This window comes from Nonomuraea sp. NEAU-A123, from assembly GCF_018603905.1.
Classification (GTDB): domain Bacteria; phylum Actinomycetota; class Actinomycetes; order Streptosporangiales; family Streptosporangiaceae; genus Nonomuraea.
In genome coordinates this window covers 73,281-85,862 of the sequence record NZ_JAHFZZ010000017.1, presented here as the reverse complement: position 1 = coordinate 85,862, position 12,582 = coordinate 73,281, and the positions used below count along the sequence as shown (strand labels likewise).

Genomic DNA, 12,582 nt, shown 5'->3' with positions numbered 1-12,582 from the left:
ATAAGCAGAGTCTTGAAGCAGAGCAAATAATCACAGTACTTCGTACGTCACGCGCTTCGCGCTCGACGCCGGGGAGACCGAGAAACGAGGCCGGAAAACGCGGAGAGCTGGAAGCAGGCTTTCGGGGAGATGTATATCTTCAGCCAGTGATACGGCCGCCTCCGACCGATTTATCGGCAGGGTACCCGGACCCCTGGCTGCGTCTTCCAGTCACATCAACCCCTACGCGACCCCGAGAGCCACTCTCCGGCCCCATCAATGCCGCCCTAGCCCAATTCCTCGCCAATCGGCTGTGGGCAGCGCTGTGACGCTCTGGCGACTCCAGGGAAGCGATCAGGCTCTGGGGCCGCTATCAGACGCGCCTGTGGTCTGGCAAACAACATCCCAACTAGGTGAGCTGTGAGTTTTCACTCTTTTGAACGGCTTGCGCATCCCAACTAACCCCTCCGTAACGTCGTGCCCGTGATCAACCGGACGAATGCGGAAGCGGTGAGTAACGCCCCTGTGCGTGCGATGAATGACCAGGCGTCCGTGAGCGATGACGAACGCAAGCGTGAGGCGTGGCTGGAGCGCCACGCAGCACTCGCCCCCCGGCTTTCCCCGGAGGAATGGGCGGCGGCCAATGCCTGCCTCGGCATCCGCGTAAGCGGAAGTCGTGCGTCCGCCCGCCCGAGGCAGCAGGCCGCCTGAGACCGGTTCCTATTGCAACGGCGAGCCGTGGATCCACACCGGCTCGATCAGGTCAGGGTTGAACTTCGGGGACGGCACCAGCTTGTCACTGGTCTTGCTCTTCATGAGCGGGATCGGGTGGATGATCACGGCCTTCAGGTACTTCCCGAGGAACGCCTGCTTCTCGTCCAGCGTGGCGTCGTCCCAGCCCTTCCTGACCGCGTCGGCGAAGTCGGCGTCGGCAACAACCTGGGTCGTGGCGGCCCGGTTCGCCATCAACTCCCCCTTCTCGGCCTCCAGGTCATCGGACATGGCGAAGTACCGGTCGGACGGCAGCTTCTTCGCCTTCCACCGCTCGTACAGGTCCTTCATCAACTCGTCGATCTCGGCGAGCCGAGCTTGCACGGCAAGCTCCTCCGGCGTGTCGCCCGGTTCCTCGACCACGCCGCCGCTCATCTGCTGGTCGTGAACCATGAAGATCAGGTCACGGATCAGCTCGTCGACGGGCGGCCCTGTCCGGCTGTTGCCCTGACACTCACCACGCTCCACGCCGGGGCAGTAGTAGAAAAAGTTCTTCTTGTACCGCTTCGAGGGGCGGATGGCGTTGCCTGACATCTTCAGATGGCCCTCGCAGGCACCGCACCGGGCGAAACCGGTCAGCAGGTACTTCCGGGCGCTGGCCCCTCCGGGGAGCCCGGTCGGCTTCGCGTGCTTGCCGATCCTCTTGATCAGCCTGTCCCACTCATCCCGGGTAATGATCGGCTCCCACTGCCCGAGCACTTCCGTGCCGTCCGGCCTGGTGACGATCTCCAACTCGCTGACGTACGTGCCCTTGTCGTTGAGCCACTGATTCACCCGTCCCCGATAGCCGCAGAGGCGTGGATTCCGCAGCATCAGGAGCAGGTTGGTCCACACCCACTTGTTGCCGCGAGTCGTCCTGACCCCGCGCTCATTCCAGTCCGCCACGATGCCGCCGACACGGACGCCCGCCAGGATCTTCCGCACGGCCTCACGGACCAGCTCCGCCTCGACGGGGTGAACGGTCGTCCTGTCCTCGTTCCAGCCGAACGGACGCCACGGGCCCTTCGAGATGCCCTTTTCGGCCAACTCCCGGTGCATCCGCTTCACCCGTCGAGCCGTGTCGGCGGACGACTTGGACGCCATGGCTACCATGACGCGCGCCATCGCTACGCCGGAGTCCGTGTTGAGGTCGAGCGAGCCGGTCACGCCCTCAAAGCGCTTACCCCAGTACTGGGCGATCTCGATCGCGTCTTCGAGGTCACGCGGATCACGTGCCAGCCGGTCGATGTCGTAGACCACGACCGCGTCGATCGCGCCACGGCGGAGATCGGCCAGCATCTGCTGCCATACCGGGCGGATCACCCGCCAGACGAAGTACGGGTCCCCGTCCTCACCTCGGACCACCCGCCGCCGCTTTTTGTAGGCGCTGGTGTCGTTCTCCTCGTACACCTGCGTATGGGATGCGCCCCGACGCAGGGCGTGGGCCGTTGCGTCTTCAAGTTGACGGGCCACTCCTCGGCCCAATTCCTCGCGGTCGTCAGAGATACGGATATAAAGGCCAACGCGCAGGCCAGATAAGGTGCGAGCACCCTCGGGGAGCAGGTCGCTGTCGCTCATGCTCCTCAGTATATGGAGCCTATGGGTACACCATGCTAGTGTCGGTGAAGAAGCCCATCCGCTCAGCCATGGCGGTAACCCTCCAGCAGATCGAGCATCGCCTGGCCCCTCGGCCGCCTACCGGGCCGAACGTCGCAGGTCATGGCCTTGCTCTCCTGAATGTAGACGTTCGGGTCGAGCACCAGCGGCAGCAGGTCGTTGGCGACGTCGCCGGTCACCAGGCCGCCACCGCCCCAGCCCCAGTGGTACGGCAGGCCGATCTGATGGATCACCCTGCCCTGGATGCGCAGCGGCCGGACCCGGCCGGTGACCAGCACCCTGGCCTCGATCACGGTGCGGCTGGTCACGATCGTGGCCCAGCCGCCGTTGACCAGCCCCACCTCGGCGGCGAGCTGCGGGGACACCTCGCAGAACAGCTCGGGCTGCAGCTCGGCCAGGTAGGCCAGCGGCCGGCTCATGCCGCCCGCCGTGTGGTGCTCGGTGAGCCGGTACGTGGTCAGCACGTAGGGGAAACGCGGCGACTCCGGCGGGTTGTAGGGGCTCTCCGGCCGCGAGTAGACCTTGCGGGCGGGGTTGGCCTGCTGGGTGTACAGCGGGTTGCCGACCGGCGACTCGTGCGGCTCGTAGTGCGCGGGCAGCGGGCCGTCGGCCAGCCCCGCCGGCGCGTACAGCCAGCCCTTCCCGTCGGACTGCATGATGAACGGGTCGATCCCGGCCAGCGCCGCCTCGGCCTTGGCGCCTTCGGGTGGCACGTAGTCCGGCGGCTTGCCCTTCTCGAAGTCGGGCACGTCGTGGCCGGTCCACTCGCCGCGTTCGGCGTCCCACCAGACGTAAGCCTTGCGCTCGCTCCACGGGCGGCCCTCCGGGTCGGCGGAGGCCCGGTTGTAGAGGATCCGCCGGTTGGCCGGCCAGGCCCAGCCCCATTCGGGCGCCACGGGGGACTGCTCCCGCCCCGGTCGGCGCCGGGCCGCCTGGTTGACCTCGTCGGCGTAGACCCCGCAGTAGATCCAGCAGCCGCAGCTTGTGGATCCGTCCGGCTTGAGCTGGGTGTAGGCCGACAGCGCCCGCCCGTCCGGGCCGACCCCGTTGATCTCGCGGAGCACCGCCGACGCCGAAGGATCCCGGTGCTCCCCCTCCTCGGGATAGTCCCAGGTCAGCTCGCGCAGCGGCCGGTCGATCTCGTCACCGGACAGCCGCTGCCTGATCAGCCTGCCGAGGTGGTAGTAGAACCACAGGTCGCTGCGGCAGTCGCCCGGCGGGTCGAGTGCCTTCTCCCGCCATTGCAGCAGCCGCTGGGTGTTGGTGAACGTGCCTTCCTTCTCCACGTGGCTCGCGGCGGGCAGGAAGAACACCTCGGTGGCGATGTCCTCGGTACGCAGCTCCTCGGTCTCCAGCTCCGGACCGTCCTGCCAGAAGGTGGCCGTCTCCACCAGCGTCAGGTCGCGTACCACCAGCCAGTCGAGGTTGGCCAGGCCGAGGCGCTGCGCCCGGCCGCCGGAGGAGCCTACGGCGGGGTTCTCCCCCATCACGAAGTAGCCCTTCACGGTCCCGTCGATCTGGCCCATCACGGTGGTGTAGTGGCCGTGGTCGCCGGTGAGGCGTGGCAGATGGTCGAAGCAGAAGTCGTTCTCCTCGGTGGCCGCATCCCCCCACCACGCCTTGAGCAGGCTGACCAGGTAGGAGCGCCGGTGGCCCCAGAACCCCTTCTCGCCGCCCTCCCGGGCCAGGTAGTCGTCCAGGCCCTCGTGCCGGTGGGCGTTGGGCATGGCCAGGTACCCGGGCAGGAGGTTGAACAGCGTCGGAATGTCGGTGGAGCCCTGGATGCTCGCGTGCCCGCGCAGCGCCAGGATGCCGCCACCGGGCCGGCCCATGTTGCCCAGCAGCAGTTGGAGGATCGAGGCGGTGCGGATGTACTGCGCGCCCACCGTGTGCTGGGTCCAGCCGACCGAGTACACCCAGGCGGTGGTGCGCTCCCGGCCGGAGTTCGCGGTGATCGCGTCGGCGAGCTCGGCGAAGTCCGCCCGCGAGATGCCGCACAGCCGCTCGACCAGCTCCGGGGTGTAGCGGGCGAAGTGCCGCCGGAGGATCTGGTAGACGCAGCGCGGATGGCGCAGCGTCGGATCCGTCGCCGCGCTGGGATGCGCGGCGGCACCGCCGGAGCCGTAGGTATCCGCCCCGGCCGCCGCGGCGTGGTGCCGGCCGCCCTCCAGGTGCTCGCCCGGCGCCTGCTCACCCGTCCCCTCGTACGCCCAGCTACTTGGGTCGTACGTCCGCGTCTCCGGATCGAAGCCGGAGAACAGCCCGTCGAGGTCCTCGGTGTCCCGGAAGTCCTCGGACACGATCGTGGCGGCGTTGGTGTAGGCCAGCACGTACTCGCGGAAGTCCAGCTCGTTGCCGAGCACGTGGCTGATCAGCGCACCGAGCAGCACGATGTCGCTACCCGCGCGGATCGGCAGGTGGCGGTCGGCCAGCGCGCTGGTCCGGGTGAAGCGGGGATCCACGTGAAACACCTTCGCGCCCCGCGCCCGGGCCTCGACCACCCACTGGAACCCCACCGGATGGCACTCGGCCATGTTGGAGCCCTGGATGACGATGCAGTCCGCACCCGCCAGGTCCTGCTGGAAGGTGGTCGCGCCACCGCGCCCGAAGCTGGTCCCCAGACCGGGGACGGTGGAGGAGTGTCAAATACGCGCCTGGTTCTCCACCTGGATCGCGCCGAGGGCGGTGTAGAGCTTCTTCATCAGGTAGTTCTCTTCGTCGTCGAGCGTCGCCCCGCCCAAACCGGCGATGCCCATCGTGCGGCGCACGACCTTGCCCTCATGGGTCTGCTGCCACGTTTCCCGCCGGGTCCGCACCACCCGTTCGGCGATCATCTCCATCGCGGTGTCGAGGTCGAGCCGCTCCCAACCGGTGCCGTGCGGCCTCCGGTACAGCACCTGGGTCTGGCGGCCGGGATGCGTGACGAGCTGCTTGCTCGCCGACCCCTTGGGGCACAGCCGCCCGCGCGAGATGGGCGAGTCGGGGTCCCCCTCGATCTGCGTGACCCGGCCGTCCTTGACGTACACGAGCTGCCCGCAACCGACCGCGCAGTAGGGGCAGATCGACCGCGCGATCTTGTCGGCCTCCTGGATGCGGGGAGTCAGCGCGTCGGTACGGGCGGAGCGCACAGCGTCGCCCCGGCCATCCTCTCCCTTGAGCTGCCGAACCACCGGCCACCGGGAGAACCATCCCCCACCGGACACAATGCAAGTCTTGCCCAGATATGTACGACATAACCACCCTGCCATACATCGATCATCGGTATATATTGATCATATGAGGCAAATGCAGGAACCCAGCTTCCTGATCCTGACCGCGCTCGCCGCCGGTCCACAGCATGGGTACGGCGTCATCACCGATGTGGACCGCATCTCCGACGGCCAGGTCCGCCTACGTGCCGGCACCCTGTACGCCGCCTTCGACCGTCTCCAGGCGGAAGGTCTCATCGCCGAGGACCGGGAGGAGATCGTGGACGGCAGGATTCGGCGCTACTACAGGCTGACCGGCGACGGCGCGGCCAGACTGGCGGCGGAGGCCGAGCGGATGCGGCGGCATGCGCGAGCGGCCACCGTACGCCTGCGCGCCGCCGGCGCGGGAGGCACGGCATGAGCCCGCTCGAAGCCCGCTACCGCCGCCTCCTGGCCTGCTACCCGCGCGCCCACCGAGTGCGGCATGAGGAAGAGATGATCAGCGTGCTGCTGGCCGGGGCGCGGCCGGGCCAAACTCGCCCGGATCCGGCTGACATGGCCGACCTGCTGTGGGGTGCGCTGCGCGTACACGGCCGGCGGGCCTTCGGCCCGGTCTCCGCGCCCGCCTGGCGGGACGGGCTGGCCCTCGCTGTCGCGCTGTGGCCGTTCCTGATGCTGACCGGCGCACTGGCGCTCCGTCTGCTGCAGGCCGCCGAGACCTTGAACAACGGCTACGGCACCGCTTGGGAGCGACTGACCTGGACGCTGCTCCCGACCGAGCCTGTCGTCGTCGCGGCCTTGCCCGTGCTGGCCCTGCTGCTCCGCCGCCGGTGGATCGCCGTGCTCGGCGCGGTCGCGTTCGTGCTGTTCCAGGCCGACCACCCGCGCCTGCTGGAGCTGGACACGCTGCTGTTCCCGAACCACGGCCCCGTCCTGCTGGCCGAGGTGGCCGCGATCATCATCGCTTTCGCCCCCGCGGCGCACCGTGCGATCACGCTCATCCCCTGGCGCGCCTTCCTGCTGTGGGGGCCGCTCGCACTGGCAGCACTGACCGCCAGCAAGGCCATGGTGCGCTGGGTGGATGTGATCGCCTACCACGACATCGTGACCTGGAAACCCGTGCCATGGCTCATCGTGGTGGCGCTGGCGGCCGGATACGCGTGCCGATCGGCCGTGGGGCGACGGGCGGCGCTCCTGCTGTTCCTACCCGCCGCAGCCCTCGGCGACCTCGGCGACCTGCCGTTCGTATCCACTCCCACAGCCCTCGCCCAGATCGGCTGCGCGGCCCTGGCCTTCGCCGCCACGGCCACCCTGACCTGGACCCGGAGCGGTCCAGTCGCCTCGGCGACTGATCACTAAAGGTGGTGATCAGAGGCGGAGCAGGCTGCCGTCCTGGTCGATGTGGTCGGCCGACTCGTCGTCGAACCACACGCCACCGGTCGCCAGGTAGCGGAAGCGGTGCGTGCCCGGCGGGAGGATCACCGACACTGTACGCATGCCGTGCCGGCGGGTGCGGAGTTCATGGCGGCCGGGTGACCAGTCGTTGAAGTCGCCGACCACACTGACGATGCCGGCGGGCTGGTCCACGGGCAGAGTAAAGGTGATCCGGGCTTTCGTGCCGAACAGGGGCGTACGCCTGAGCATTGTGCAACCTCCCAGAGGGGCAGGGAATGGCCCTAGCTTGGCGGGTGGGAGAGTTGGGACGAACGAGACACACGGGTCGTAACCAACCCGTTCCGCAAAATTCACACGGAGACCGCCCGCTACGGGCTACTCGCCGAGAATCCCACGCTCGGCTCCGACCTGCCGCTCGCCCCCGGCATGACCTTCGCCTTCACCCACCCCTAACTGCGCACAAGGCCGGCGCCTGGCCGGCCTTGGCGGCACCGTCGTGGTCGGCGAGGAAGCGCCGATCGAGCTCAACGCCATCACCACCCATCTCATGAGGAGCGACGGCTGACCGGCCGCGGCGACGACCGTTTCGTCGGTTCGCCGACGACGCCGCGCAGACCTACACCCGATCTCTGGCCGAGACCGGGTGGCGGCTAGGCGGTGGCCGGCTTCTAGGCCTCGCAGTTGAGCTCGGACTCACCGTCGCAGGTGTCGAAGTCCGCGCCCCCGTTCGTGGTGTCGTTACCGGCGTTGCCGACCAGGACGTCGTTGCCGGTACCGCCTGAGAGGATGTCGCGCTGGGAGCCACCGGAGAGCCGGTCGGAGCCGGCGCTGCCGAAGATCTCGGCGGTCAGGCCGCTGTTGTTGTTCACGACGTCGTCGCCCTGACGGACGTTGGCGGAGATGTGGTCGACGTTCGCGCAGCTGACCTTGCTGGGCCCCTCCTGCGCGCACCCCGAGCCCGCGGTGACCGAGTGCGCGCTGGAGGTGACGAACACCGTGCTGCCGGAGTTGCTGATGTCGATGCTGTCGCTGCCGAGCGTTCCCACGATGGTGACGAGACCGATACTCGCCTGGACGGTGGCACCGGCGGCGTGCGCCGGCGACGCGAGAACGGCGGACGCGGTCAGCGTGGCGGTGGCCAGCGTGAGGGCGGCGAAAGAACGGCGGATACCGAACATGATGGGACTCCTTCAGTCCTTGGCTAATCGCCCCGCATTACGCACGCACCGACCCGCTCGCACCACGAATGAGTAAAAATGCACTTATCGCCGCAGCCGGTCAAGCTCGCCCGAGATGACCGCCACCAGGCCGCCGGCGCCGAGGTCGGCCGCCGTACGTAGTGCGTGCTCGGCATGGCCGGTGGCCTCCGGCAGGCCGAGCACCCCGGCCAGCAGAGCCAGCGGCCGGGTCATCGGCCACAGCAGCGGGGTGTTGTTCCCGATCGCCATGCGGTCGGCGTACGGCAGCAGTTGCTCGTAGAGTTCCGCGCACGCCGTACGGTCGCCCAAGTAAGCCCAGACGACACCGCGCACGCCCGCGTGGGCCAGCCACAGGAAGGTCCGCGGGATCGGCGGCTGCTCGCGCCAGTGCCCCAGCAGCCGCCGCGCCTCGGCCACCCGACCGTCCATGATCAGCAGTAGCGCGTGAACGTCGCGCACGATCTCGCCCAGCGGGCCTGCGGCCGCCGTACCGGCCTGCCGGAAAAGCTCCTCGTCGAGATCCCGCGCCCCGCCCAGCCTGAGCTGGAGCAGGCCGGCGAGCTGGGCCTCTGCCAGGCCCCACATCGAGGTCGTCCGCTGCAGCGCCGCCGTCTCGTCGAACAGCGCCCGCGCCGCCGGCAGGTCACCGGTCAGCGCCACGACGCCGAGCCGGAGCCAGCCCAGGTAGACGCGCGCGTACGGCAGGGCGCGCGCGGCGACGGCGACGGCCTCGTCGATCAGCGTGCGTGCCTCGCGGAAGCGCAGGCATTGCAGGAGCGTGGCGCCGGCCAGGCCGAGGCCGAGAACGAGAAGCTCGTCGTCGCCCGCGAGGCGGCCGAGTTCGGCCAGCTCTGTCGCGATCGCCAGCCGCTCCTCGGGGAGGTCGGGGCCGCGGATGGACAGGTAGCGGGTGTGGAGGGCCCACCCCAGGAGCCGCCGGTCGCCGGACTTGCGGGCCAGCGCCACCGACTCGGCACTCAGCGCGTCGCGCCCGGCCGGGGAACTGCCCGGCTGGTAGTAGCTCTCCACGGCGAGGCCGCCGAGGACGCGGCAGCGGTCTTCGAGGTCGAGATCCGGCAGCGCGGCCAGCCCGGCCAGCGTCTCGATGAGCTCCCCGTCCCAGGACCCGAACTGGACCATCGACGCGGTGTTACGGTTCTCGGTCCCAGTGGCCGCGGTGAGCAGGCCGCGCCGGTAGCCCGCGGCGGCGGCCAAGTGGCGTGCCTCGGCCAGCACGGCACGGCGGCCACGCGCGTCGCCGCTCCCGTGCCGGGCCTCGGCGAGCGCGAGCAGCAGATCCACCCGGTCGGCCGCCGAGGCGCCGGGGTCGGCGGCCAGCATCGGCAGGGCCCGCTCCAGGAGTTCGGCGGCCATGTCGTACGCGCCGAGCCCGCCCGCGGCGCCCGCCGCCCGGCGCGCGGCCCGCCATGCCTGGCCGGCGAAACCCGCCGGAGCCGCCAGGAACCAGTGGTGCGCCGCGGTGGCCAGCCGCTCCGGCGTGGCGCTGCCCGGCAGCCGCTCCGTGGCCCGCGCGGCCCTGGCGTGCAGCGCCGCGCGGCGCAGCACCGGCAGCGTCTCAGCGAGGGCCTCCTGCACCAGCGCGTGGGGGAAGCGGAAGCGCCCGTACAGCCCCGCCTCGATCAGGCCCGTGGCGATCGCCGGGTCGAGCCGTTCGACGGCCGCGCCGAGGTCGAGCTCGGCCATCTCGGCGACCACCGACACCTCGAACTCACGCCCGGCCACCGCCGCGAGCTCCAGCAGCTCGGCGGCGGGGCGAGGCAGCGCGCCCACCCGGGCCCGCACGACGTCCCGCACGCCGAGCGGCAAGGCGTCGCGCAGCTCACCGGTACGGATCAGCTCGGTCAGGAAGAACGGGTTGCCGCCCGTCCGGTCGCGCAAGGCCTCACTGGATTCGGGTGCCAGCCGGGCGATGTCATTCAGGCCGAGGCCCTCCAGGAGCACCTGTACGGCATGACGGCGCGCGAAGGCCTCCCGCACCCGAGCCAAAGGCGCGTCCGTACGTGCCGTGCAGAGGATGGCCATGGGCTGGCGCTCGAGTACGTCGGCCAGGTAACGCAGGAGACTCAGGGACGAGGCGTCGGCCCAGTGCAGGTCGTCGAGCACGATCGCGAGCGGCCGGCGGGCGGCAGCGGTCGTCAGGGCCCGTTCGGCCACGCGGTAGGCGCGAAAGCGCGCCCCCTCCGGATCCTCCCCGGACGGCGCCCAGCCGATGCTGTGCAGTTCTTCTGGGATGGCGAGCTGCTCCAGCACAGCGGTCCACGGAAAGAACGCGGGCGCTCCCTCCACCGTCGCGCACCGCCCCACCGCGACCTGGAACCCCGATGCCTGCGCATGCGCGACGGCCTCGTGTACCAGGCGCGTCTTGCCGATCCCCGGCTCGCCGGTCACCAGGGCGAAGCCCGCGCCGCCTCGTACCGTCTCCTTCAGCAGTCCACGGAGGGCACCGAGCTCGGCCGCCCGGCCGACGAAGGGCAGCGGCCCTCGTGCCGGAGCCGGCCGCGGCGGGCGCAGCACCGGATCTTGGGTCAGGATGTCCCGCTCCAGTTGCCGCAGCTCCTCGCCGGGGTCGAGGCCGAGCTCGTCGCGGAGCACCCGGCGCGCCGACCGCAGCGTCTCCAGGGCGTCGGCCTGCCGCCCGGACCGGTAGAGCGCCAGGGCACGCAGCAGCCAGAGGCGCTCGCGCAGCGGATGGTCTCGGGTGAGCGCCGCCAGATCTCCCAGAATCTCCGCGTGCCTGCCCTGCTCCAGGATCGCGCTCACCCGCAGTTCCCTGGCCCGGTCGCGGTTCTCCAGCAGGTGCGCCTGTACCGGCATGACGTAGTCGCGGCCGTCCAGCTCGGTGTACGGCTCGCCGTGCCACATCGCCAGCGCCCGTGCCGCCTCCGCCTCGGCGTCCGCCGCATCCCCCTTGCTCAGCGCGCGCTGGGCCCGCGCGACGATGTCCAGGAACCGGTTCGCATCCACGGCCTGCGCCGGGACGCACAGTTGGTAGCCGTTGAGCCCGAGAACGACGCGACCGGGGTCGACGGCTCTGCGGAGTTTGCCGACGTACACGTGAAGTGCGGCGAGGGCGGAGGAAGGGGGCTCCTCACCCCAGATCCGCTCGATCAGGGCGTCCGGCCTGACCGGCTGCGGATGGGCGAGTACCAGTGCCGCCAGAAGCATCCGCACCTTGAGCGGCCCCAGGTCCAGCGGCACACCACGATCGAAAGCCGCGATGGGCCCAAGAACGCGAATCTCCACAATCCCTCGATTTAGTCCGGATTTAGGGCGATTTAAGAGTGCGTGGGGACGCTGCTGCGCATGTCCCACCTTGCATCACGGCCCATGGGCACAACAACGGACTTATCGCTGGGCGACCGCTTCCGCCGTGGCAGCGAGACCGCTCTGGCGGAGATGTACCGCGTCTACTCGCGATCCCTGTTCTCCCTGGCGCTGAGCCTCCTCGGTGACCGGGAACTCGCGGCGGAGGCAGTGCAGCTCTCGTTCATCCGCGCCTGGCGGGCGGCCCTGACCTTCGACCCGGACCGCGAGCTCCAGCCGTGGCTGTACTCCATCGCCCGCCGCGCCGCGACCGACGTGTGGCGCCGCGAACGCCGCCACCTGACGACCACGCCCCTCGACGAGACCCACCCCACGCCGGAGCCTCCCTCGGACCTGTTCTCCCAGGTACGCCAGGCCCTGATCGGACTCCCCCGGGAGGAACGGGATGTCCTCCTGCTGTCCTACTTCGAGGGCTTCACCCACAAGCAGATCGCCGACAGGTTGGGCATCCCTGCGGGAACCGTCCACAGCCGCGCGGTCCGCGCCAAACGCCTGCTCGCGAAGGCCCTTGAGAGCCACTGAACTGGGGCGTCTGCCCGACCTCAGCTCCTGACTTTGGGAGCTTCCACAATCCTTGCTACATGATCGCAGGAGGTTTCGACATCTCCCGAAGAGATCCCCGGATCGCAGACAAAACCCCAATCTCTTACTATTTCGCCAATGATGCCGGCCAGCACCCATACGAAAAACAGCCCCGATAGAGCGAACGCCGTTGTCAGCATGCCGGGCGCCCCGTCTGTGGCGTCCCGCATCTGCGCGAAGAACGCCACGACTCCGACGATCGAGAGCAACAGGCCCCCCGAAAAACCGGCGACCCAATATTTCTTCGCCGCGAGACGCGAACGCTTGGAAGGGGTACGCCGCTTCTTCATGGTGACCAGGACGCCACAACGGCCGCACTGCGACACACCCTGATGAGTGAATTCACGATCCTGGGCCAGAGGAGCGAGGAGTATCGGCATCGCGGTAGGCGTTTCGATGGCCTCCGAGCCGTAACTGCCACGGGACACATACCTGAGGTAGCCGAGCTGCCCCCAAATCGGTGCTGGCTCCAGGGGAGAGTTCGCCTTGTGTGCCGTCGGACGCGTCATGTCACCCGCCAACCACGA

Annotated in this window: 10 protein-coding genes; 4 read left to right on the top strand and 6 right to left on the bottom strand. The window is 69.4% G+C overall.

What is annotated here, in order from left to right:
- Positions 1-462: 462 nt before the first annotated feature.
- Complete coding sequence (locus tag KLK06_RS40705; RefSeq protein ID WP_214641026.1) at positions 463-690, top strand: hypothetical protein; 228 nt, start codon at positions 463-465, stop codon at positions 688-690.
- Between the two features lie 9 nt (positions 691-699).
- Here the strand turns inward: KLK06_RS40705 and KLK06_RS40700 are convergent, their stop codons facing one another.
- Together KLK06_RS40700 and fdh are read right to left on the bottom strand one after the other, a co-directional pair.
- Entirely contained in the window at positions 700-2,139 is a 1,440-nt protein-coding gene (locus KLK06_RS40700; protein WP_214641025.1) for a recombinase family protein, read from the bottom strand.
- A gap of 230 nt (positions 2,140-2,369) precedes the next feature.
- Positions 2,370-5,594, bottom strand: coding sequence for a formate dehydrogenase (gene fdh / locus KLK06_RS40695; protein WP_250906780.1), 3,225 nt, complete (start codon positions 5,592-5,594; stop codon positions 2,370-2,372).
- 28 nt (positions 5,595-5,622) lie between these two features.
- Here fdh and KLK06_RS40685 point away from each other — a divergent pair, with 28 nt between their 5' ends.
- Positions 5,623-5,955, top strand: coding sequence for a PadR family transcriptional regulator (locus tag KLK06_RS40685; protein WP_250906779.1), 333 nt, complete (start codon positions 5,623-5,625; stop codon positions 5,953-5,955).
- On the top strand, positions 5,952-6,893 hold the full coding sequence (locus tag KLK06_RS40680; protein ID WP_214641023.1) for a hypothetical protein: 942 nt from the start codon (positions 5,952-5,954) through the stop codon (positions 6,891-6,893). The genes KLK06_RS40685 and KLK06_RS40680 overlap by 4 nt, the downstream gene beginning before the upstream one ends.
- Positions 6,894-6,902: 9 nt before the next feature.
- On the opposite strand, the gene KLK06_RS40675 is transcribed toward KLK06_RS40680, so the two are convergent.
- The 3 genes from KLK06_RS40675 to KLK06_RS40665 form a co-directional block, all read right to left on the bottom strand.
- Positions 6,903-7,178, bottom strand: a complete 276-nt coding sequence (locus tag KLK06_RS40675) for an isoamylase early set domain-containing protein (RefSeq protein WP_214641022.1) — start codon at positions 7,176-7,178, stop codon at positions 6,903-6,905.
- Positions 7,179-7,597: 419 nt separating this feature from the next.
- A complete protein-coding gene (locus tag KLK06_RS40670; protein WP_214641021.1) occupies positions 7,598-8,107 on the bottom strand; it encodes a hypothetical protein in 510 nt (169 codons plus the stop codon).
- An 84-nt stretch (positions 8,108-8,191) separates the two neighbouring features.
- The gene (locus KLK06_RS40665) at positions 8,192-11,347 is read right to left on the bottom strand and encodes a BTAD domain-containing putative transcriptional regulator (protein WP_214641020.1); all 3,156 of its coding nucleotides are present in this window, start codon (positions 11,345-11,347) and stop codon (positions 8,192-8,194) included.
- A gap of 129 nt (positions 11,348-11,476) precedes the next feature.
- Here KLK06_RS40665 and KLK06_RS40660 point away from each other — a divergent pair, with 129 nt between their 5' ends.
- A complete protein-coding gene (locus KLK06_RS40660; protein ID WP_214641019.1) occupies positions 11,477-11,995 on the top strand; it encodes an RNA polymerase sigma factor in 519 nt (172 codons plus the stop codon).
- 20 nt (positions 11,996-12,015) lie between these two features.
- Here the strand turns inward: KLK06_RS40660 and KLK06_RS40655 are convergent, their stop codons facing one another.
- A complete protein-coding gene (locus tag KLK06_RS40655; RefSeq protein WP_214641018.1) occupies positions 12,016-12,564 on the bottom strand; it encodes a hypothetical protein in 549 nt (182 codons plus the stop codon).
- Positions 12,565-12,582: the final 18 nt, after the last annotated feature.